The sequence below is a fragment of the Pseudomonas sp. GW821-FHT07G10 genome, assembly GCF_059418545.1.
The window spans coordinates 127256-148193 of the sequence record NZ_JBWKQB010000006.1 but is presented as its reverse complement, the minus strand read 5'-3'; the positions used below and the strand labels follow the sequence as shown (position 1 = coordinate 148193).

The window sequence follows — 20938 nt, the reverse complement described above, 5'->3', positions numbered from 1 at the left end:
ATTTTTCATTGCCGGTTTGAACGCGCCATGAGCATCCAACGCCTGAACCAACGACACGCCGCGCAGTATCGGGCGTTGATGCTTGAAGCCTACGGTCTGCATCCCGAGGCGTTTACCTCCAGCGTCGCCGAGCGCGCCACAATGCCATTGGCCTGGTGGGAGTCGCGCCTGACCAGCGATCTGGATCTGGTGCTCGGCGCGTTTGAAGGCGACAACCTGGTGGGCATCGTCGGTCTGGCCTTCGAACCGCAGGAAAAAGCCCGGCACAAGGCTACGCTGTTTGGCATGTATGTATCCGCTGCGTCTCGTCATATCGGGTTGGGCTACCAATTGGTACAAGCCGCACTCGCCGAGGCGCGAGCGCGTGAAGGGTTGAAACTGATTCAACTGACCGTCACCGCTGGCAATGACGCGGCGTTAACCCTGTACCAACGCTGCGGTTTTGTGCAGTTCGGGCTCGAGCCGTTGGCGGTGAGGGTGGGTGTGGAGTACTTCGACAAGATCCATATGTGGCGGGAGTTGGGGGTGTAACTACGTATGATCGTTCCCACGCTCCGCGTGGGAATGCCTCATTGGACGCTCTGCGTCCGCTTCTGCGGTGACGCAGAGCGTCACGGGCTGCATTCCCACGCAGAGCGTGGGAACGATCTGCGTGGGGTTGCGCGCAGCTCTTTAGCGCACCGCACTCACTCCATCCAGGGTCGAGAATGAGGTGTCTTTGGCCGTCAGCAAGAAGTCGCGCATGTACGGCGCGTCCAGCATGTCGGCGCGAATGCCCGCATACAGCGTCGCAAACAAGCCTTTTTCGCCTAACCGCTTGGCCTTCACATAACCCCGTGAGCTGTACTCATGCAGAGCCCAGTGGGGCATGCCGCACACGCCACGACCGCTGGCCACCAACTGCATCATCATCACCGTCAGCTCCGAGGTGCGCACCTGTGCCGGTTCGATATCCGCCGGCTCCAGGAAACGGGTGAAGATGTCCAGCCGGTCCCGTTCCACCGGGTAGGTGATCAAGGTTTCACTGAGTAAGTCTTCCGCCACGATGTACGGCTTGTTCGCCAGCCGATGCTGGTTGGCCACGGCGAGCATTGCTTCGTAGGTGAATAACGGCACATAAGTAATGCCCGCCAGCTCCAACGGGTCGGATGTCACCACCAAATCCAGGTCGCCACGGGCCAGGGCGGGCAGGGGAGCGAAAGAGAAACCTGAAGCCAGGTCCAGCTCAACCTCCGGCCAGGCATCGCGGAACTGGTCGATGGTCGGCATCAGCCACTGGAAGCAGCTGTGGCATTCGATGGCCATGTGCAATCGTCCGGCGGTGCCACCGGCTAACCGGGCGATATCCCGTTCAGCGCCGCGCAGCAGCGGCAAAGTGGCATCGGCCAGCTGCAACAGGCGCAGCCCGGCGCTGGTGAAACGCACCGGCTTGGTCTTGCGCACGAACAGTTGCATACCCATGCGCTCCTCCAGCTCTTTGAACTGGTGGGACAACGCGGACTGGGTCAGGTGCAAGCGCTCGGCGGCTTCAACCAGGCTGTCTGCTTCGCGCAAGGCGTGCAGGGTCTTCAGGTGACGGATTTCCAGCACTGAGGCCTCCATGAGGAAAACTTGTGATCAACACGAAAAGGTTGAGTTTGTCTCATGTTGCCTTGGCTGTCGACAATAGAGCCATCTTTTATGAAGGAATGCCGTCATGGCCCTGGCCCACAATCTTGGTTTCCCGCGCATCGGCGCTGACCGCGAACTGAAAAAAGCCCTTGAATCCTATTGGAAGGGCGACCTCGAGCAGAGTGCCTTGCAAGCCATTGGCCGTGAACTGCGGGCCAGACACTGGCAACTGCAAAAGGATGCGGGTATCGACTTGCTGCCGGTGGGCGACTTCGCCTGGTACGACCAGGTGCTGAGCCACTCACTGACCTTCGGGGTGATCCCCGAGCGATTCGACAGCGTCAAGGATGCCCGTGGCCTGCCGACCCTCGATACGCTGTTCGCCATGGCTCGTGGCGCCACTGCCTCCTGCTGCGGCGGGGAGCATGCCAACGCGCAATACGCTCAGGAATTGACCAAGTGGTTCGATACCAATTACCACTACCTGGTCCCGGAATTCAGCGCTGACCAGCGGTTCAAACTGAGCTGGGAGCAGCTGTTCGAAGAAGTCGATGAAGCGCTGGCGCTGGGGCACAGGATCAAACCTGTGATCATCGGTCCGCTGACCTACTTGTGGCTGGGCAAGGCCAAAGGCAACGACTTCGACAAACTCGACCTGTTGGAGCGTTTGCTGCCGATCTACGGTGAAATCCTCGGTCGGCTTGCGGCCCAAGGCGTGGAGTGGGTGCAGATCGACGAGCCGATCCTGACCCTCGACCTGCCCCAGGAATGGAAAAACGCCTTCGAGCGCGCCTATCACATCCTGCAATATTCACCGCTGAAAAAACTTGTGGCGACCTACTTCAGCGGTCTGGAAGACAACCTCGGGCTGGCCGTCGGCCTGCCAGTGGATGGCCTGCACATCGATGCGGTGCGCGCTCCGGAACAGTTGGCGGCGGTACTCGACCGGCTGCCGACTTACAAAGTCCTTTCGGTGGGCCTGGTCAATGGTCGCAACGTCTGGCGCTGCGAGCTGGAACAGGCGCTGGAGCATCTGCAAGCTGCCCAGCAGCGATTCGGCGACAACCTCTGGGTGGCCGGTTCCTGCTCGCTGCTGCACAGCCCCGTTGATCTGGGCCGCGAAGACAAACTGGATGCCGAACTGAAAAGCTGGCTGGCCTTCGCCGTGCAGAAGTGTGGCGAAATCTCTGTGCTGCGCGATGCCTTGAACGATCCGCAAGCCCCTGCGGTGCAAACCGCGCTGGCTGAGAGCCGCGCCGTACAGGCCAGCCGTGCCCGGTCGCCGCGCATTCACAAGGCAGAGGTTCAGGCCCGTATCGCCGCCATCAGCGCCGCCGACAGCCAGCGCCAATCGCCGTTCGCCCAGCGCATCGAGGTGCAACGTGCTCGTCTGAACCTGCCGGCGTTCCCGACCACCACTATTGGCTCGTTCCCGCAGACCGCCTCGATTCGTCTGGCGCGCCAGGCGTTCAGGCAGGGCAAGCTATCCGCCAATGACTACACCGACGCCATGCGTAGCGAGATCCGTCACGCCGTGCAAGTCCAGGAACGCCTGGGTCTCGATGTGCTGGTCCACGGTGAAGCCGAGCGCAACGACATGGTCGAGTACTTCGCCGAGCAACTCGACGGTTACCTCTTCACCCGCTTCGGCTGGGTCCAGAGCTACGGTTCGCGTTGTGTGAAACCGGCAATCATCTACGGCGACCTGAACCGCCCGAATGCCATGACCGTGGACTGGATTCAGTACGCCCAGAGCCTGACCGACAACGTCATGAAGGGCATGCTGACAGGGCCGGTGACCATGCTGATGTGGTCCTTCCCGCGCGAAGATGTATCGCGCAAAGTCCAGGCGCAGCAATTGGCACTGGCCCTGCGTGATGAAGTGGTCGATCTGGAAAAGGCCGGAATCAAAATTGTCCAGATCGACGAAGCCGCCTTCCGTGAAGGCCTGCCGTTACGTCGTGCGCAATGGCAGGAGTATCTGGATTGGGCAGTGGAGGCCTTCCGTCTCACTGCTTCGGGGGTACAGGACCAGACCCAGATCCACACCCACATGTGCTACAGCGAATTCAACGACGTGATCCAGTCCATCGCAGCCATGGATGCCGACGTGATCACCATCGAGACTTCGCGCTCGGATATGGAACTGCTGGACGCGTTCGAGGCGTTCGACTACCCGAACGATATCGGTCCGGGCGTCTACGATATCCACTCGCCACGGGTGCCGGACACTGCTGAGATGATCAAACTGATGAGCGAAGCGGTCAAACGCATCCCCGCCGAACGACTGTGGATCAACCCCGACTGCGGCCTGAAAACCCGCGCCTGGCCGGAAACTGAAGCGGCACTGGTGAACATGGTTGCGGCGGCGCGGCAGTTGAGGAGTCAGTTGGCGTAAAAGCCTTTTTGTTTGATCGTTCCCACGCAGAGCGTGGGAACGATCAGCTCCTCTGATATTAGCAACCGCTCGGCAATCTTCATCAAACTGTCACGTAACTGTGGCAGCGCGCTTGATCAAAGTTCATCAGACTCGCGCTCTACTGGGTTTCTGCGTTTCGGTGTTTTTCATGCGTGCATTTTTTTTAAAGTCGGCATTTTTTCTGGTCGCACTGGTGTTCGGCCTGCCGGCTTTTGCGGCGTCACGGTGCGATGTCAACGTACCGACCCAACAGGTCGAGCTCAATCAGGTCAATCTGGCCTATCAGAGCATTGGCCGTGCCTCGGATCCGGCGTTGCTGCTGGTGATGGGGCTGGGCGGTCAGTTGATTCATTGGCCGGACGAGGTGGTCGTCGCGCTGTGTCAGCAGGGCTTTCGGGTGATCCGCTACGATAATCGCGATGTCGGGCTCTCTACCTGGCGCGAGCCACCCGCCAGCGCCAACCTGGCCTTTGAAGTGTTGCGCTACAAACTCGGTTTACCGGTGTCGGCGCCGTATACGCTCACGGACATGGCTGACGATGCGTTGGGCCTGATGGATGCCTTGCATGTGCAGCAGTTCCACGTGCTGGGTGCGAGCATGGGCGGGATGATTGCCCAGCATATGGCGGCGATGGCGCCGCAACGGGTGGAAAGCCTGACCCTGATCATGACCAGTTCCGGTGCCGAAGGCTTGCCGGCGCCGAGCGCGGCGTTGGTGCAGTTGCTCTCTCGGCGCAGCGCGCCGAACCGCGAAGTGGCGCTCGAGCAACAGGCGGATTTACTGGCGGCACTTGGCAGCCCGCAGGTGGCGGATGACCGGCAGGCGCTGCTGCATCAGGCCGCGGTGTCGTATGACCGGGCGTTCAACCCCGAAGGCGTGAAGCGCCAGATCATGGCGATCCTGGCTGAACCAAGCCGGGTGGCATTGCTCAATCAGCTGCGGGTGCCGACGCTGGTGGTGCACGGCACCGCCGACCCGTTGCTGCCGGTGATGCATGGCGTGCATTTGGCGGCGCATATCCAGGGCAGTCAGTTGAAGCTGATTCCCGGATTGGCTCATCGCTTTCAGGAGGCGTTCAAGGCGCCGCTGCTGGCGGCGGTGTTGCCGTATTTGCAGAGCCATCGCGAAGATACATCGCATTGGGCACAGATTGATCCGGTGCTGACGCCGAACCTGTTGTAACCCAGAGACTGCTGATCGTTCCCACGCTTTGCGTGGGAATGCAGCCCGTGACGCTCTGCGTCACAAAAGCGGACGCAGAGCGTCCAGAGAGGCATTCCCACGCAGGAGCGCAGGAACGATCAAGTTATCGCGACAGGCGCGCAATGTTGCTCAGCGCACGATCTTGTCCACATGAATCCCGAGCTTCTTCAACCGGTACCAGAAACTGCGCTCGGAGATGCCGATCAGCTGCGCAGCGGCGGCCTGTACGCCGTTGCTCTGTTGCAGGGCGGCGAGGATGTAGTTCTTTTCCACTTCGGCCAGCGCTGCGTCCAGATCCTCAGGCACGCCGGTACCTTCGCTGAGAATCGCGCTGGCGCCGCTGCTGGAGGGTTGTGAGGCGAACAGATAGGCCGGCAGATCGCTGTCTTCAATGATGCTGCCGCGGGCAACGATGGTCGCGCGCTCCACGCAGTTTTGCAGTTCGCGGATATTCCCCGGCCAGGCGTAATTGGTCATGATCTGCAGCGCGCGCGGGCTGAAGCCGGTGATGCGTTTGCCAGCGGTGGCACCCAGGGTGTGGGCGAAATGACGGGCCAGCGGCGCGATATCTTCGACCCGTTCGCGCAGGGCGGGCAGCGGGATAGGGAACACGTTCAGACGGTAGTAGAGGTCTTCGCGAAACTCTTTATTGGCCACCGCTTCCAGCAGGTTTTTGTTGGTGGCGGCGATGACCCGCACATCGACCTTGCGCTCGCGCGGGTCGCCCACCGGCTCGATCACGCGCTCCTGCAAGGCCCGCAGGATTTTCGCTTGCAAGGCCAGGGGCATGTCGCCAACTTCATCGAGGAACAGCGTGCCCGTGTCGGCCTGCATGAAGCGCCCCACACGATCGGTCACGGCGCCGGTAAAGGCGCCTTTGCGATGGCCGAACATTTCGCTTTCCAGCAGGCCTTCCGGGATGGCCGCGCAGTTGACCGCGACAAAGGGTCTGTCGGCACGGTTGCCGTGTTTATGGATGGCCCGGGCAACCATTTCCTTGCCGGTACCGCTTTCACCGGTCAGCAGGATCGTAGCGTTGCTTTCTCGCACAGAGTCCACTGCTTGCAGTACTCGGCGAAAGGTCGAGCTATCACCCACCAGGCTGTCGATCTGCTGGTGTTCGTCGAGCTCGGCGCGCATGCGCTGGTTGTCTTTGAGGATTTCGCGAAACTGCAAGGCTTTGCTGACGGTGATGTCCAGTTCGTCGATGTCGAACGGTTTGGCGATGTAGTCGAAGGCGCCATTGCGCATCGACTGCACGGCGTTTTTTACCGTGCTGTAAGCGGTCATGACAATCACAGGCAGTTGCGGAAAGCGTACTTTGATTTCCGCCAGCAACTGCGGCCCGTCCATGCCGGGCATGCGCCAGTCGCTGATCACCAGGTCGATGTCCTCCTGTTCAAGCACAGCCAGGGCGTGCAGGCCGTTGCCAGCGGTGAACACTTGAATGCCGTTCTGGTTCAGGGCTGAAGACAACAGGTCACAGAGCTTGGGCTCGTCGTCGACCACCAGAATATTATGCGTCATCGTTGTCCTCACCGCTGTCTTCGCCGTTGGCCGGAATGTACAGGCTGAAGGTGGAGCCGGCATCTTTTTCGCTGACGCATTCGATACGGCCGTCGTGGTTTTCCATGATCGAGAAGACTTTTGCCAGGCCAAGTCCGGTGCCGGTGGCCTTGGTGGTCACAAACGGGGTGAAAATACGTTCGATCATATCCGGTTCGATGCCTTGGCCGGTATCGGCAACACTGATGATTGTCTCTTTCTTGTCTGTGGCAATGCCCAGGGTCAAACGACCGCCTGCGGGCATGGCGTCGATGGCGTTGAGGATCAGGTTCAGGCAGGCCTGTTTGAGTTGCCGTGCATCGGCGTAGACGGTCGCGCCGGGTGCCTGATCGTCGATCCGTGCATCGATGTTATGGGTCGCCAGTTCCGGCGCGCAGAAACCGATCAGATCTTCCACCAACGGCCGGGCCAGCAGGGTCGAGCGTATCGGTGCGCTGGGTTTGGCAAAGTCGAGAAACTCGGTGATCAGGTCGTTGATCCGGCTGACTTCGCTGACCACATATTCCAGATGACGTTTGTCGGTCTCGGGCAGGTCCGCGCGGCGGTGCAATAACTGGGTCGCGGTCTTGATGATACCCAGCGGGTTGCGAATTTCATGGGCCAGGCCCATCGCCACTTCGCCAAGGGCGTGCAGGCGATCACGGCGGCGCAGCTGCGCTTCCAGATGGTGAAGTTCTCCGAGGCGTTCGGTCATGTGGTTGAAGGTACTGCTCAGTTCGGCCAGTTCGTCGCTGCCAGTGACGGCTAACCGTTGGCGATAATCGCCAGCGGTTACTGCCCGAACCCCCTCGGAGAGGCCGCGTAGCGGTCGGGTCAGACGCTGTGATACCAGCCAGCCAGCGCCCAGTGACAGGGCGCTCGCAATCACGAAAATCAGGATGAAAAGGTTACTTTGATTGACCAGCCCGACCAGGCTGGTGTGGCGTAGCAACCCGCTGAAGATAACACCCTGCAGTTCGCCGTGGTCGTTGAGAATCGGCCAGTAAAGTCCACTGACGCGGCTGGTGAACTGTTCGCTGGGTAGTTTGGTTTGGCGTATGTTCGCCTCGATGTTGCTCGGTACTTGAGAGGGGTGATCCTCGAAGCGTTGGGTCGAGAATATCTCGGAGAACCCGTTGGCGTTGGACAGATACAAGCGCAGGTCGAGGGAGTGAACGTCCGCCACACTGTTCAGGAAGCTGCTGTCCAGATAGCTGGCGACCAGCAGTTGGTAGTCTGCGCCGTCCTGATTGGTGTGGAAAACAGAGACCACCGCGCCAAAGAGGTCGCCATTTACTTTGAGTGTTTGCAATACCGCATTGGGCTCGGTGCTGAGTTGCGCGGTGATCTCATCGGGAACGGTGGAAAATACCACTTTGTGATCGCTCTCGCGGATCAGTGCGACTACGTCGATACCCATGGCGTCGGCAATATCTACCGTCAATTTGTCATGTTTGGCCGCTGAGCGCGAAGACGGCGGTCTGGTATAGCGAAGGAACAGTTGGGCGACCCGCGCATTGCTTCGCAGGATTTCTCCTATTTCGTCCTTGACGATCTTGGTCGACTCCTGCAACCAGATCCGCACGTTGCTATCGAAAATCTCTGACAGGGTCGTCGCCGCGAGTTCGGCAGCGATCATCGTCGGTACCACGCTGACCAGCCAGAACGCCAGGACCAGTTTGCGCTGGACGCTCCAGCGTGAAATGGCAAAGGGGCGTGAGGTACGGCGGTTTTTTCTGGTCATCAGGTTTCGCTTATCGCAGCAGCCATGGCGGGGTCGGATCGATCCGGTCGGACAAACGGTTTCACCAGTTTCAGCATTGTGTTGAGCAGCCAGTTGCGATGGCGGAAGAACAGCATGTTGCCCTGAAACTCACAGCCAAGCCGCAGCTTATTGGCATAAGCAGCCTGGCCGCACTCATACAGTGGGATATTGTGTTGAATACAGTAGCCGACATTGGCCAGCCAACTACGCAAATACAGGTTGTGCTCACGACTGGATTCGATGTCGTGGGCGAAAAGCTTGTCGATCAGGCGTTGCTGGTCAATCAGTATCAGGTTGAACGCCACTAACTGCTCGTCGACCCAATACAGCACACAGGCCGCACGATCTTCGAGTTGTTTGAGGATGCCAGTGAAGTAGCGCGCCGGTAACCGCTCGATCTGCTGATCGCTGCGCGCCAGTGTCGCTTCGTACAACTGCATTATGCTCGGCAGAACGTCGTCAATGGAGCGCCGCCATTCGATCCGTGGACCGGGGGCGCGAAGCTTGCGCCGCAGGTCCTTGCGGGTGGATTTGCCCAGAGATCCCAGGTACGCGTCGATCGAGCCGTATGGCACCGGTAGAAGCGCTGTCGGAAGGCTTGGCATCGCTTGAAAACCTGCCGCAAGGCAACTGGCGGCCCATTGCTCATCGTGACTGGGTGCATCTTTCACGGCCAGCAGGCCGATACCGAAACTATCGGCATCGCGGCGGGCCGAGCTGAGTAATTGCTCCAGCAAGGCTTGACGTCGATGCGCTGCAACATGGCTGGCGGTCCCGGCATTGCACCGCTCGGCCACAGGCGAGCCGATGACATAGAGGCGCAATTGCAGAATGCCCGGCCATAGTTGTTCCAGGCGTTCGGTGAAACGCTTGCCCACCCCTTGAACTCTAGTGCCGAGTCGATACCTGGTCATGAACGCTGGCGCCACGGCCAGTAGCGTCGAGCCCTCGTACAGGGCCAGGTAGCGCCACTGAAAGTCCTCTATTCCGGCATTCTCTACGGCAGCGTAATAATCCCAACCCTCCAGAGCATCCGGAAAGCAATCATTCCAGGCACTGCGCTCGATGGCCTGGATGGTCGAGAAGGCTTGGGCGGTGATCACGTCTTTTCCTTAAGTTACGCCAGCTGCCGATACTCTTCGCGCTCGGTCGGTTTCATGGAAAGCTGTTGGACAAAATCCGCACTCAGATCCACAACGCGGCGGTACTCCAGGTCGACCGTGATCATGTGATAGCAGTTATCCAGCAGGACCTTGGTGACCGGGCCGCCGAGATTGCGTTCGACATAATCGGCGTTCCAGCGGCTGGTGATATCGTCCTCTATGGAGTGCAGCACCAGGGCCGGTGTTTTGATCGACGGCATGCGCTTCTTAACCACGGCATTCATCCGGTGCAATTCGCGCACGGTGACACCTTCCATGGTCAACAGCCCGGCATTGCTGCTTTCGCCGTCTTTCATCTGACGTTCGACGATCGCTCGTAGACGCTCGTTCTTGATGCCATAGGGCGGCTTCTCTTCGAAGCTGCAGATGTGCACGCCAAACGGAATCTTCATCAACAAGGGGGTCAGGAACGCCAGCTTGTGGATGCTCCAGCCGTCGTAGCGCAGGGTGGTTGAGTACATCAGCAGGCCGCTGACCTGCCCCGGATGCTCGGAGGCGACGTACATGGACATGACCGCGCCCATGGACAGACCACCGACGAACACCTTTTCATGCCGCTGGCGTATGCCCACGAACGTCTTGCGGACACCTTCGTACCAGTCCTGCCAGCCAGTGGCTTGCAGGTCGGCGTTGTCACCGCAGTGCCCGGCCAGGGTTGGCACGTATACCGTGCAACCCGATTTGGCCAGGCCGATGGCAACCCGACGTAACTCCGTCGGGGTGCCGGTCAGGCCGTGGATCAACAACACCGCGACCTCACCACTGCCGAGAACGAAACCGGCGCTACCTTCGCCGAGATCGATCTCGTCTTTTGAAACAGCGGGATTCATCGTTTCATGGCTCGGGCAAGCAGGCGGTCGAGCAGAGCAATACCCAGATCGATTTCCTCGTAGCTGATTTCCAGCGACGGGGCCAGGGTGATGACGTTCTTGTAGTAGCCGCCCACATCGAGAATCAGGCCCAGACGCTTGCCGTCGATTTCGATGTCGCCCTTCATGCCTTCCTCAACCATGAAGTCCAGGGTGGCCTTGTCCGGAGTGAAGCCGTCCGGACCGCAGATTTCGCAGCGCAGTGCCAGGCCCAGGCCGTCGACGTCGCCGATGATCGGGTAGCGCTTCTGCAGGTCCTGCAGACCGTCCAGGAAGTATTTGCCCTTGGCCATGACCATCGCGCCGTAGTCGACTTCGCTGGTCATCTTGAACATTTCCAGGCCCACCGCCGTACCCAGCGGGTTGGAGGCGAAGGTGGAGTGAGTCGAACCTGGCGGGAAAACCTTCGGGTTGATCAGCTCTTCGCGAGCCCAGATGCCGCCCAGTGGGTTGAGGCCGTTGGTCAGTGCCTTACCGAAGACGATCACGTCCGGTTTGACGTCGAAGTGCTCGATCGACCACAGCTTGCCGGTGCGCCAGAAACCCATCTGGATCTCGTCGACCACCATCAGGATGCCGTGCTGATCCAGCACTTGCTTGAGCTCGCTGTAGAAGTTCATCGGCGGGATCACGTAGCCGCCGGTGCCCTGGATCGGCTCGACGTAGAAGGCTGCGTATTCGCACTGGCCGGTTTTCGGGTCCCAGACGCCGTTGTATTCGGTTTCGAACAGACGGGCGAACTGCTGCACGCAGTGGCTGCCGTATTCTTCCTTGGTCATGCCTTTAGGACCACGGAAGTGGTACGGGAACGGGATGAAGTTGGCGCGCTCGCCGAAGTGACCGTAGCGGCGACGGTAGCGGAAGCTCGAGGTGATCGACGATGCACCCAGGGTACGGCCGTGGTAGCCGCCTTCGAAGGCGAACATCAGGCTCTTGCCGTTGCTGGCGTTACGCACGACTTTGAGCGAGTCCTCGATGGACTGCGAACCGCCGACGTTGAAGTGCACGCGACCGTCCAGGCCAAACTTGTTCTTGGCATCGACCGCGATCATTTCCGACAGCTCGATCTTGCCTTTGTGCAGGTATTGGCTGGCGATCTGCGGCAGGGTGTCGATCTGTTGTTTCAGGGCGTTGTTCAGGCGCGGGTTGGCGTAACCGAAGTTGACCGCCGAGTACCACATTTGCAGGTCGAGGTAGGCCTGGTCGCTGGTGTCCCACACGTAGGAACCTTCGCAACGGCTGAAGATGCGTGGCGGTTCGATGTAGTGAACGGTGTCGCCGTAGGAGCAGTACTTGGCTTCTTTTTCCAGAAGAATCTGGTCTTCTGCGGTCGCGATTCGAATATCAGACATGATGGAAGAGTTCCTGTGTTTCGGAAGAGTGTTCAAGTGTGAAGGCGCTGGCGTTGGCGGCGCTGGCCGCTGGCAGTTTGGCCAGCAATGCAGGCAGTTCGGCGAAGCTGTCGAAGCGGGCGTAGGCAATGCCGTTGCGCTCGCAGTGTTCGGCCAGACGATCCTTGGCGAAAACGAAGTCGGCGGTGGAGGCCACGCACATGTCGGACTGGCCGTCACCGATCACCAGCACGCGTTTGCTGCTGGGGGTGGATTTGCATTTGCAATTGCCGGAGGCGGCGCGGCAGGCGTCGCTCGAATACGGGAAGTCGATGCGCCAGCTGTTGTGGTCGACCTGGCGCAGACGGTTGGCCAGGATTGGCAACAGGCTGACGTAGTTGCGCGCCAGAATCCGTGCGATGCCTTGCTCAATGCCGTCGCTGACCACTTCGATGGACGCGCCGAGGCCGATCACGTGGTCGACGAAGTCCGGGAAGTCAGGGTCGATTTCGATCGTGTCGAAATACGCCAGCAGCTCGGCAGGCGTGGCCTTGACCAGCGACAGTTGGCGGCTCAGACATTCGCGCGAGCCGATGTGACCATCCAGCCATTCCTGCTCGATGCTTTCCCAGATCGGGTCGGCGAAGCGTTCAAGGATGTTGTCGATCGCGTCGGTGCGGGATATGGTCCCGTCGAAATCACACACGATATGCCAGTCAATCATCTGCATTACCTATTTGCCAGGGGCGCGCTGTTGCGCTTGCCGGGGGATAGAGCAGGGACTGTGCCAAGTGACCCTGGCCCATGGCTGGCGGGCTTTGGCCGGTAACCGGCAAGCTTGAAGCTACAATTTTTGTAGGTCTCTACAAAAAACATGAGTGCTTGCGCGACGATGCCGCTCTGGGGATTGATGCACGCATGTATAGATAAGGAATCGTTCCATGTTCAGGGTTTTCACTGCTTTATTGGCCTGCCTGCTATGTCTTGGCGGCTTTTCGGTCAGCGCTCAGGCTGATGGCATTACCGGTGAGGCAGGGCTGGGCATCAGTTATCAACCCCATGACCCTAGTGGTAGTCGTTATGAAACGGCTCCGGTGCCGTATCTCGATCTGGACTGGGGGAATGTCAGCCTCAGCACTGACGATGGATTGACCTGGAGTGCTTTCAAAGCCTCCGGTTTCAGGGCCGGTCCGTTTATCAATTACCTGCCGGGACGTAGCGCCAATGGCTCGATACGAGGGCTGCGCAATGTGCCGGATATGGCAGAGGTGGGCGGGTTCATCCAGTACAGTCCGCAAGATTTCTGGCGCGTGTTTGCCCAGGTCGGGCAGGCAGTGGGTGGCAACGGCGGGCAGGGCGGGCTGCTCGGACGCGTGGGTGGGGAGCTTGGCTATCCACTGGGTATGGGGATTATCGGCAGCAGCAACCTGACCGCGCACTTCGCCGATGGCCGGCAGACCCAGACCTTCTTTGGGGTCAGCGCCCAGGAGGCGCAGGCCTCGGGCATCCGCGAATACAACGCCAGTGGCGGTTTGCAGAACCTGGCGTTGACCCAAAGCCTGGATTTTCCTCTGGCGCAGCATTGGTCGCTGCTGACCAGTGCCAGCTGGATTCATCTCACGGGCTCAGCGGCGCAGAGCAGCATCGTTAAAGAAAAGGGCGACGCGAATCAGGGCGAAGCGCAAGTGGCGATCAGTTATAGATTCTGAAGGTGGCGGCGCGCTCGTAGCAGCAACTGTCTTCGGCTTCATTAATCATGAATGCAGGCCGAACATGGGTTTGAGGGTCAATGCGAGGGCCGGTCCAGGGGGCAGGTCGATATGAAAACCTGTAGCAGCAGCCGGTCGACGCTCGATTGCCCGCCAAGCGTTATCAGGCGTGAAACCGAAGCCAAACACTCACCACCAGCGTCGCCGCCATCAACCACGCGACGGCTGCAACGGCCAACGACAACTCCAGGCGCAAACGATCGACCATCACGTACAAGGTGGCCAGATAAATGAAGTAGGGAATGATCGACCACATGCCGAACACGATGGTGGTCTTCAGGTCGTCCACTGAGCGACCTTTGCCGACGATGTAGTGGGCGATCAGCGCAAAGGTCGGAAACAGTGGCACCAGCCCTGCGATGTAATAGTTTTTGGTTTTCGCCAGTGCCGCCAGAATAAGCACTACGGCGGCGCCCAATGTCGCCTTCAACAATAAATCCACAGTGTTCTCGCAGGTGTAGGGTTAGTGGCTCAAGCCGTATTTCTTGACCTTGTCGAACAACGTGGTCTTGGCCATGCCCAGTTCCAGGCTGGCCTGGGTCAGGTTGCCGCCGCTACGCTGCAAGGCATCGTTGAGCAGGTTACGCTCGAAGGCCTCGACCGCCTCGGCAAAACCCAGGCCTTGACTGACGCTGCTGCCGGATTTTTTGAACGCCGGCAGGCCGAGGGCAAAACGTTCGGCAACGTTACGTAACTCACGCACGTTGCCCGGCCAGTCATGACTCATCAGGTTCGACAGGGTCTGGTTGTCCAGCTCTGGCGCAGTGCGGTCAAAGCGCAGGGACGATTGCTGCAGGAAGTGTTCGAACAGTTGCAGGATGTCTTCACGGCGTTCGCGCAGCGGCGGCAGTTCCAGGGTCACCACGTTCAAGCGGTAATACAGGTCGCTGCGAAACTGGCTGGCCTTGCTCAATTCATCCAGATCTGACTTGGTCGCGGCAATCACCCGGCAGTCGACGGCGACGCTCTGGTTCGAGCCGAGACGTTCCAGGGTGCGCTCCTGCAATACCCGCAGCAGTTTGATCTGCAGGTTCAGCGGCATGCTTTCCACTTCGTCGAGAAACAGCGTGCCTTCGTGGGCATGTTCGATTTTACCGATCCGCCGTTTGCCGGCGCCGGTGAAGGCGTTGGCTTCGTGGCCGAAGATTTCGCTTTCGAACAGGTTCTCCGGCAGGCCGCCGCAGTTCAGCGCGACAAACTGCCGGGACTGACGGCGACTGAAGTCATGCAGGCAGCGCGCGACCAGTTCCTTGCCAGTGCCGGTCTCGCCTTCGATCAGCACATTGGCCGAGGTGTCGGCAACGTTGGCGATCAGCTCGCGCAGATTTTGCATGGCCGGCGAACGCCCGATGATCCGGCCTTCCAGTGAGTCGCGTTCGGCCAGCTGTCGACGCAGTGACCAGACTTCCCGAGCCAGGCTGCGCTGTTCCAGCGCACGCCGGGCCACGTCCACCAGACGCTCAGGGGAGAAGGGTTTCTCCATGAAGTCATAGGCGCCTTTTTGCATCGCGCCGACCGCCATGGAGATATCGCCATGGCCGGTGATCAGCACGACCGGCAGGCTGCGATCGCGGGCCTTGAGGCGGGTCAGCAGTTCCAGGCCATCGATGCCCGGCAGGCGAATATCGCTGATGACGATCCCGGCGAAATTGTCGCCGACTTGCGCCAGGGCTTCCTCGGCACTGCCCACGCCAATGCAGGGAATATCTTCCAGGGTCAGGGCTTGCTGGCAGCCGAGCAGGACATGGGGGTCGTCTTCGACGATCAGCACGGTAAGGTCAGTGTTCATAGCGGCTCGGCTTGAGTAGGGCTTACCAACGGTAAACTGAGGACGAAGGCGGTACCACCGCTGGCCGGGTGTTCGACGCCCAGATTGCCGCCAGTGGCAGCGGCCAGGCTCGCCGACAGGGTCAGGCCGAGGCCCAGTCCCTGTTCGCCAGGTTTGGTGGTGAAGAAAGGTTCGAACAAATGCTTGCGCGTCTCGGCGTCGATACCGTGGCCGTTATCGCGTACCCGCAGACGGTATTTGCCGTCGACGGTTTCACCTTCCAGCCACAATTCGGGCAACGGCTGCGCCTGCATGGCGTCCAGGGCGTTGCCGATCAGGTTGACCAGAATCTGTTCCAGACGGGTTTGATCGATTTGCACCTGTACATCGCTGAAATAGCGGTGCAGTTGCAGCTCGCTGTTTTCCAGGCGGCTGCCCAGTAACTGCAAGGCCGCGTCGACGGCTTTACCGAGGCTGGCCTGGCCCTGGTCATCGCCGCGACGGGCGAAGGAGCGCAAGCTGGCGGTGATGCGGCCCATGCGGTCGATCAGTTCGTTGATGGTTTTGAGGTTGGCACTGGCAGTGTCCAGCGCACCGCGCTCCAGAAAGCGCACGGTATTGCCCGAGAGGGTACGCAGGGCTGCCAGCGGCTGGTTCAACTCGTGGGCGATGCTGGTGGACATCTGGCCGATGGCTGCCAGCTTTCCGGCTTGCACCAGTTCATCCTGGGCGCGACGCAAGGTTTCTTCGGCTTGTCGCCGTTCGCGTATCTGGCCCTTGAGGCGTTCGTTGCTGGCACGCAGGTCGGCCGTGCGTTCGGCGATCTTGCGTTCCAGCTGGTTGTTGGCTTCCTGCAAGGCTTCACGGGCAGCGAGGCGGGTGGCGATGACCTTGCGTCGTTCGTTCCAGGCAATCAGTAAAAACGCTAACAGGGCAAATGCCACGGCCACCAGAATCCCCTGGTTGATGGCTTCGCGTCGCAGGTCTTGCAGGGGCGTCAGCAGGGTGAAGTTCCACGGGGTATCGCTCAACGGACGAGTCTGCGACAGGTAGCTGATGTCCTTTTCATCCGACTCCAGTTCGGTGTTGGCGGGGAAAGTCAGTTTTTCCACGCCTTCGGCCAGGCGTTCGCGGGCCAGCGGTTGCAGTTCGTTGAGCGGGAACCAGTAATACTGCAGGCTGCGCGCCAGGCGTTCCTTGGTTTCATCACTGAGAGGGCGGACCGCCTTGAGCCGTCGCGCCGGGTCGCTGGAGAGGATGATGATGCCGTTTTCATCACTGACGAAGGCTTCCAGGCGCGCCCGCTGCCAGCGCTCCTCCATGGCTTCCAGGCGCACTTTGACCACCGCGACACCGATGATCTTGCCTTGCCGTTCCAGGCCGTGGGCCAGGTAGTAGCCGGGCTCGCCGCTGGTGCTGCCAATGCCGTAGAAACGCCCCGGCTGACCGCGCACGGCGTTCTGGAAGTAGGCGCGGAAGGACAGGTCTTCGCCCAGGTAACTGTCGACATCGCGCCAGTTACTGGTGGCCAGTACGCGGCCAGTGGTGTCCATCACGTAAATGGCCCGACTGCGGCTGCGCCGGTTCAGGCCTTCGAGGTAATCATTGACCATCTGCCGGTGTTCGGGGGATGGTTCGGCCAGCAGCAGTGAGACACTGGATTCGAGCTCCAGCAGGCTGGGCAGGTAGGTGTATTTGCTGATCTCGCTTTCGACGGCGCGGGCGTGCAGCTCCAACTGACGCTCGCCATTCTCGCTCAGGGTGCGAATCGCGTAGTGCTCGCTTATCGAGAAGCCGACATAACCCAGGCCGATCATCAACAGGATGACCAGCGGTGGCAGGAACAGCTGGCGAATCAGGCGGGGTTTCACGGCGAGTGATGGCGGCGCGGCGCGATAGAGAGTGGGGTCGCATTTCATCACAGATGCCTTGGGTCAACCAGATGTAGGAGCGAGCTTGCTCGCGATAGCCGCGTAGCGGCGGGGTATCAGTCACCCCGGTTATCGTTGGCGTTCATCGCGAGCAAGCTCGCTCCTACAGGGGGTCGCGTATGCCTCGAAGATCAGTGCTGCAGAATCTTCTCTAGGAAGTGCTGGGCGCGGTCGGAGCGGGCGTTGATGTCACCGAAGAACTCTTCTTTGCGGCAGTCTTCGATGATCTGGCCCTGGTCCATGAAGATCACCCGGCTGGCGACCTTGCGGGCGAACCCCATTTCGTGGGTCACGCACATCATGGTCATGCCTTCATGGGCCAGTTGCACCATCACGTCGAGTACTTCGTTGACCATCTCCGGGTCCAGCGCCGAGGTCGGTTCGTCGAACAGCATGACGATCGGGTCCATCGCCAGCGCGCGGGCAATTGCCACACGTTGCTGCTGACCGCCGGAGAGTTGGCCCGGATGCTTGTGGGCGTGTGCCGAGAGGCCGACGCGCTCCAGCAATTGCAGACCTTTCCTGGTGGCTTCTTCCTTGCTGCGGCCCAGCACCTTGATCTGCGCGATGGTCAGGTTTTCGGTGATGGTCAGGTGCGGGAACAGTTCAAAATGCTGGAACACCATGCCGACCCGCGAACGCAGTTGCGGCAGGTTGGTTTTCGGGTCGGCGATGGAGGTGCCGTCGACCGTGATGTCGCCTTTCTGGAACGGTTCCAGGGCATTGACGCATTTGATCAGCGTGGATTTACCGGAACCCGACGGGCCGCAGACCACCACCACTTCGCCTTTTTTGACCTCGGTGCTGCAATTGGTCAGCACCTGGAAGTCCCCATACCACTTGTTGACGTTCTTGATAGAGATCATATGGCAAACCTTTTTTGCAGACGCTTGACCAGCAGCGAGGCGGCAAAGCTGATTATGAAATACACCAGGCCTGCGAAGACCAGGAACTCATTGGCGCGGCCGATGATGTCGCCACTGGCGCGCGAAGCATTGAGGAAGTCCACCAGACCTACCGTGTAGACCAGCGAGGTGTCCTGGAACAGGATGATGCTTTGTTGCAGCAACAGCGGGGTCATCTTGCGAAACGCTTGCGGCAGGATGATCAGGCGCATGGTTTGACCGTAGCCCATACCCAGTGCCTGGGCAGCGCCCATCTGGCCTTTGGGAATGGACTGCACGCCGGCACGGACGATTTCGCAGAAGTACGCGGCTTCGAACATCATGAAGGCCACGATGCACGAGGTGAATGCCCCGACCGGGGTGTCCTGGCCAGTGATCCAGCGCAACACGAACGGCACCGCCAGATAGAACCAGGTGATCACCAGCAGCAGCGGGATCGAGCGGAAGTAGTTCACGTAAGCGCCGGCGAAGCGCGACAGAATCGTATTCGACGACAAGCGCATCAGCGCCAGCAGCGTACCGAGAATGATGCCACCGACAACGCCGAGCGCCATCAGCTGGAAGGTCATGATCATGCCGTTCCACAGGCCCGGCAAGGCTTGGGTAATACCACTGAAGTCCATTATTTACCCCCCACGGAGATCAGGCCGGGCACTGCGACTTTCCGCTCGACCATACGCATCAGCAGCATCAGGCTCATGTTCAGGGTGAAGTAGATCAGAGTTGCCAGGGTGAAGGCTTCGAACAGGTTGGCGGAAAACTCGGCAGTCTGTTTCGTCTGTGCGAGCAGCTCCATCAGGCCGATCAGCGAGGCCACGGAGGAGTTCTTGAAGACGTTGAGAAATTCCGAGGTAAGCGGCGGAATGATGATCCGGTAGGCCTGGGGCAGCAGCACGTTCCAGTAAATCTGTGGCAGCTTGAAACCCATGGCGCGGGCGGCGGATTCCTGGCCGCGAGGCAGCGCCTGGATGCCCGTGCGCACCTGTTCGCAAACGCGGGCGGCGGTGAACAGGCCCAGGCACACCACAACGCTCAGGTAGGCCGAGGTGGTCGGGTTGAGGTCCTGCTTGTACCACTCCTGCAGGTTCTCCGGCAGCATGTCCGGTACCAGGAAGTACCAGATGAACAGCTGAACCAGCAGCGGCACGTTGCGGAAGATCTCCACGTAGACGGTGGCGATCCCCGATACCAGACGATTCGGTACGGTACGCATGACGCCGAGCACCGAGCCCAGCAGCAGGGCGACAATCCAGGCCACGATGGCGATGGCGATGGTCCAGCCCAGACCGGAGACAAACCAGTCGAGATAGGTCTCGCTGCCAACGCCGGTGGACTTGAAGAATACGCCCCAGTCCCAGTTGTAATTCATTAGGGTCTCCCCCTCGGATCGAACGATGTACAAGCACCTGCCAGGGGGAGGGTCCATTCCCGTCTGACGTTAACGGTCAGGCACACACTATCGGCTCGACAACCACCGGTTCGAGTGTTTCCAAAAGTGCCAGCAGGTAGTGACAGACTCCTGAAAGAGCTTTCACCCTTTCAGGACGCAGGTTAATCAGAAATCAGGATTTCTTTTCGTCAGCCGCTTTGTCGGTCGGATTGGCGATCAATACCTTGAGCTCCTCGCTCATCGGGAACATCAGGTTCAGGCCCTTTGGCGGAATTGGCTGCATGAACCATTTTTCGTAGATCTTGTTGATTTCGCCGGATTTGTAGGTCGCGACAATGGCGTCGTCGACGGCTTTCTTGAACGGTTCGTCGCCCTTGCGGACCATGCAACCGTAGATCTCAAACGACTGTGGAGTGCCGGTCACGGCCCAGTCAGTCGGCTTCTTGGCCTTGGCCATCTCACCGGCGAGCAGCGCGTCGTCCATCATGAAGGCAACGGCACGGCCGCTTTCCAGCATCTGGAAGGATTCGCCGTGGTCTTTGGCCGAGATAACGTTCATGCCCATCTGCTTGTCGGCGTTCATCGACTTCAGGATGCGCTCGGATGTGGTGCCGGCGGTGGTGACAACGTTCTTGCCTTTGAGATCGGTGAAATCCTTGTAGCTGGAGTCCTTTTTGGACAGCAGCTTGGTACCGATTTCGAAGATGCCGACGGAGAAGTCAACTTGCTGCTGACGTTCGAGGTTGTTGGTGGTGGAGCCGCATTCCACGTCCACGGTGCCGTTCTGCACCAGCGGGATACGGGTTTGCGAGGTGACCAGGTTGTACTTGACCTTCAGGTCCGGCATGTCCAGGTCTTTTTTGATGGCCTCAACGATTTTCAGCTGGATATCGTGGGAGTAGCCAACCGGTACGCCGGAAGCGTCCGCGATGTAGGAAAACGGAATGGAAGCGTCGCGATGTCCGAGGGTGATGGTGCCGGACTCTTTGATCTTCTTCAGTGTGCCGGTGAGCTCGGCTGCGAAAACTGGAGTGCTGATCAGAGCAACAGCGATAGCTGCGCCCAGAATTTGGGGAACGATGCGCATCAAACTTTCCTCGACATTGTTTTTTTTATGGAGCCAGTTTATCGGCCCTTCTGTACTGAGAATGCCTTGTGGGCTCCTGAAGAGTTGGCGCATCAGGCATTCGTCCAAGTGTATAGAGCATGAGTCGTGCCAGACTGGTTTTGTTTAATCAAGCTGTTGATTTTAAAGATTATTATTTATT

The 20938-nt window shown here is 59.6% G+C and carries 18 protein-coding genes; 4 read left to right on the top strand and 14 right to left on the bottom strand.

Features of this window, described 5'->3' with window-relative positions; all coding sequences use genetic code 11:
* Window positions 1–27: 27 nt before the first annotated feature.
* Complete coding sequence (locus AC07O1_RS10705; RefSeq protein WP_495088741.1) at window positions 28–531, top strand: GNAT family N-acetyltransferase; 504 nt, start codon at window positions 28–30, stop codon at window positions 529–531.
* Window positions 532–672: 141 nt separating this feature from the next.
* Here AC07O1_RS10705 and metR read toward each other — a convergent pair whose 3' ends face one another.
* Window positions 673–1590, bottom strand: a complete 918-nt coding sequence (gene metR, locus AC07O1_RS10700; protein ID WP_494991981.1) for a transcriptional regulator MetR — start codon at window positions 1588–1590, stop codon at window positions 673–675.
* Between the two features lie 106 nt (window positions 1591–1696).
* On the opposite strand from metR, the gene metE reads away from it, so the two are divergent.
* Together metE and AC07O1_RS10690 are read left to right on the top strand one after the other, a co-directional pair.
* A complete protein-coding gene (gene metE / locus AC07O1_RS10695; protein WP_495088740.1) occupies window positions 1697–4009 on the top strand; it encodes a 5-methyltetrahydropteroyltriglutamate--homocysteine S-methyltransferase in 2313 nt (770 codons plus the stop codon).
* A gap of 169 nt (window positions 4010–4178) precedes the next feature.
* The gene (locus AC07O1_RS10690) at window positions 4179–5213 is read left to right on the top strand and encodes an alpha/beta fold hydrolase (RefSeq protein WP_494991983.1); all 1035 of its coding nucleotides are present in this window, start codon (window positions 4179–4181) and stop codon (window positions 5211–5213) included.
* Between the two features lie 150 nt (window positions 5214–5363).
* On the opposite strand, the gene AC07O1_RS10685 is transcribed toward AC07O1_RS10690, so the two are convergent.
* From AC07O1_RS10685 to AC07O1_RS10660, 6 genes are read right to left on the bottom strand one after another with little or no spacing between them, the layout of a single operon-like run.
* Window positions 5364–6761, bottom strand: a complete 1398-nt coding sequence (locus tag AC07O1_RS10685) for a sigma-54-dependent transcriptional regulator (RefSeq protein ID WP_495088739.1) — start codon at window positions 6759–6761, stop codon at window positions 5364–5366.
* Window positions 6751–8523 carry a sensor histidine kinase gene (locus AC07O1_RS10680; protein ID WP_495088738.1) on the bottom strand — a complete coding sequence of 591 codons (1773 nt, stop codon included), beginning with the start codon at window positions 8521–8523 and terminating at the stop codon, window positions 6751–6753. The genes AC07O1_RS10685 and AC07O1_RS10680 overlap by 11 nt, the downstream gene beginning before the upstream one ends.
* The gene (locus tag AC07O1_RS10675) at window positions 8523–9647 is read right to left on the bottom strand and encodes a GNAT family N-acetyltransferase (RefSeq protein ID WP_494991986.1); all 1125 of its coding nucleotides are present in this window, start codon (window positions 9645–9647) and stop codon (window positions 8523–8525) included. Before AC07O1_RS10675 ends, AC07O1_RS10680 begins: the two co-directional genes overlap by 1 nt.
* A 14-nt stretch (window positions 9648–9661) precedes the next feature.
* Window positions 9662–10537 (bottom strand): alpha/beta hydrolase, encoded by an 876-nt coding sequence (locus AC07O1_RS10670; RefSeq protein ID WP_495011094.1) that lies wholly within the window; start codon window positions 10535–10537, stop codon window positions 9662–9664.
* Window positions 10534–11928 carry an aspartate aminotransferase family protein gene (locus AC07O1_RS10665; protein ID WP_494991988.1) on the bottom strand — a complete coding sequence of 465 codons (1395 nt, stop codon included), beginning with the start codon at window positions 11926–11928 and terminating at the stop codon, window positions 10534–10536. The genes AC07O1_RS10670 and AC07O1_RS10665 overlap by 4 nt, the downstream gene beginning before the upstream one ends.
* Window positions 11921–12631: an HAD-IB family phosphatase gene (locus AC07O1_RS10660; protein WP_495088737.1), complete on the bottom strand. Its 711-nt coding sequence runs from the start codon at window positions 12629–12631 to the stop codon at window positions 11921–11923. Before AC07O1_RS10660 ends, AC07O1_RS10665 begins: the two co-directional genes overlap by 8 nt.
* 217 nt (window positions 12632–12848) lie before the next feature.
* Here AC07O1_RS10660 and AC07O1_RS10655 point away from each other — a divergent pair, with 217 nt between their 5' ends.
* Window positions 12849–13616 carry a MipA/OmpV family protein gene (locus AC07O1_RS10655; protein ID WP_495088736.1) on the top strand — a complete coding sequence of 256 codons (768 nt, stop codon included), beginning with the start codon at window positions 12849–12851 and terminating at the stop codon, window positions 13614–13616.
* 163 nt (window positions 13617–13779) lie between these two features.
* On the opposite strand, the gene AC07O1_RS10650 is transcribed toward AC07O1_RS10655, so the two are convergent.
* The 7 genes from AC07O1_RS10650 to AC07O1_RS10620 form a co-directional block, all read right to left on the bottom strand.
* On the bottom strand, window positions 13780–14109 hold the full coding sequence (locus AC07O1_RS10650) for a GlpM family protein (protein WP_495088764.1): 330 nt from the start codon (window positions 14107–14109) through the stop codon (window positions 13780–13782).
* Between the two features lie 30 nt (window positions 14110–14139).
* Window positions 14140–15465, bottom strand: a complete 1326-nt coding sequence (aauR, locus tag AC07O1_RS10645; RefSeq protein WP_494991991.1) for a two-component response regulator AauR — start codon at window positions 15463–15465, stop codon at window positions 14140–14142.
* The gene (gene aauS, locus AC07O1_RS10640) at window positions 15462–17363 is read right to left on the bottom strand and encodes a two-component sensor histidine kinase AauS (protein WP_495088735.1); all 1902 of its coding nucleotides are present in this window, start codon (window positions 17361–17363) and stop codon (window positions 15462–15464) included. The genes aauR and aauS overlap by 4 nt, the downstream gene beginning before the upstream one ends.
* Before the next feature lie 143 nt (window positions 17364–17506).
* Window positions 17507–18241, bottom strand: coding sequence for an amino acid ABC transporter ATP-binding protein (locus AC07O1_RS10635; RefSeq protein ID WP_495088734.1), 735 nt, complete (start codon window positions 18239–18241; stop codon window positions 17507–17509).
* The gene (locus AC07O1_RS10630; protein WP_495088763.1) at window positions 18238–18906 is read right to left on the bottom strand and encodes an amino acid ABC transporter permease; all 669 of its coding nucleotides are present in this window, start codon (window positions 18904–18906) and stop codon (window positions 18238–18240) included. Before AC07O1_RS10630 ends, AC07O1_RS10635 begins: the two co-directional genes overlap by 4 nt.
* The gene (locus AC07O1_RS10625; protein WP_495088733.1) at window positions 18903–19649 is read right to left on the bottom strand and encodes an amino acid ABC transporter permease; all 747 of its coding nucleotides are present in this window, start codon (window positions 19647–19649) and stop codon (window positions 18903–18905) included. Before AC07O1_RS10625 ends, AC07O1_RS10630 begins: the two co-directional genes overlap by 4 nt.
* A 193-nt stretch (window positions 19650–19842) precedes the next feature.
* Complete coding sequence (locus tag AC07O1_RS10620) at window positions 19843–20757, bottom strand: glutamate/aspartate ABC transporter substrate-binding protein (RefSeq protein ID WP_495088732.1); 915 nt, start codon at window positions 20755–20757, stop codon at window positions 19843–19845.
* Window positions 20758–20938 lie beyond the last annotated feature (181 nt).

Bases quoted from the DNA above. Each gene is read 5' to 3' on its own strand.
- aauR (WP_494991991.1), bottom strand. From the start codon at position 15,465: ATGAACACTGACCTTACCGTGCTGATCGTCGAAGACGACCCCCATGTC.
- AC07O1_RS10665 (WP_494991988.1), bottom strand. From the start codon at position 11,928: ATGTCTGATATTCGAATCGCGACCGCAGAAGACCAGATTCTTCTGGAA.
- AC07O1_RS10705 (WP_495088741.1), top strand. From the start codon at position 28: ATGAGCATCCAACGCCTGAACCAACGACACGCCGCGCAGTATCGGGCG.
- AC07O1_RS10635 (WP_495088734.1), bottom strand. From the start codon at position 18,241: ATGATCTCTATCAAGAACGTCAACAAGTGGTATGGGGACTTCCAGGTG.
- AC07O1_RS10620 (WP_495088732.1), bottom strand. From the start codon at position 20,757: ATGCGCATCGTTCCCCAAATTCTGGGCGCAGCTATCGCTGTTGCTCTG.
- AC07O1_RS10655 (WP_495088736.1), top strand. From the start codon at position 12,849: ATGTTCAGGGTTTTCACTGCTTTATTGGCCTGCCTGCTATGTCTTGGC.
- AC07O1_RS10685 (WP_495088739.1), bottom strand. From the start codon at position 6,761: ATGACGCATAATATTCTGGTGGTCGACGACGAGCCCAAGCTCTGTGAC.
- AC07O1_RS10690 (WP_494991983.1), top strand. From the start codon at position 4,179: ATGCGTGCATTTTTTTTAAAGTCGGCATTTTTTCTGGTCGCACTGGTG.
- metE (WP_495088740.1), top strand. From the start codon at position 1,697: ATGGCCCTGGCCCACAATCTTGGTTTCCCGCGCATCGGCGCTGACCGC.
- AC07O1_RS10625 (WP_495088733.1), bottom strand. From the start codon at position 19,649: ATGAATTACAACTGGGACTGGGGCGTATTCTTCAAGTCCACCGGCGTT.
- aauS (WP_495088735.1), bottom strand. From the start codon at position 17,363: ATGAAATGCGACCCCACTCTCTATCGCGCCGCGCCGCCATCACTCGCC.
- AC07O1_RS10680 (WP_495088738.1), bottom strand. From the start codon at position 8,523: ATGACCAGAAAAAACCGCCGTACCTCACGCCCCTTTGCCATTTCACGC.
- AC07O1_RS10670 (WP_495011094.1), bottom strand. From the start codon at position 10,537: ATGAATCCCGCTGTTTCAAAAGACGAGATCGATCTCGGCGAAGGTAGC.
- AC07O1_RS10660 (WP_495088737.1), bottom strand. From the start codon at position 12,631: ATGATTGACTGGCATATCGTGTGTGATTTCGACGGGACCATATCCCGC.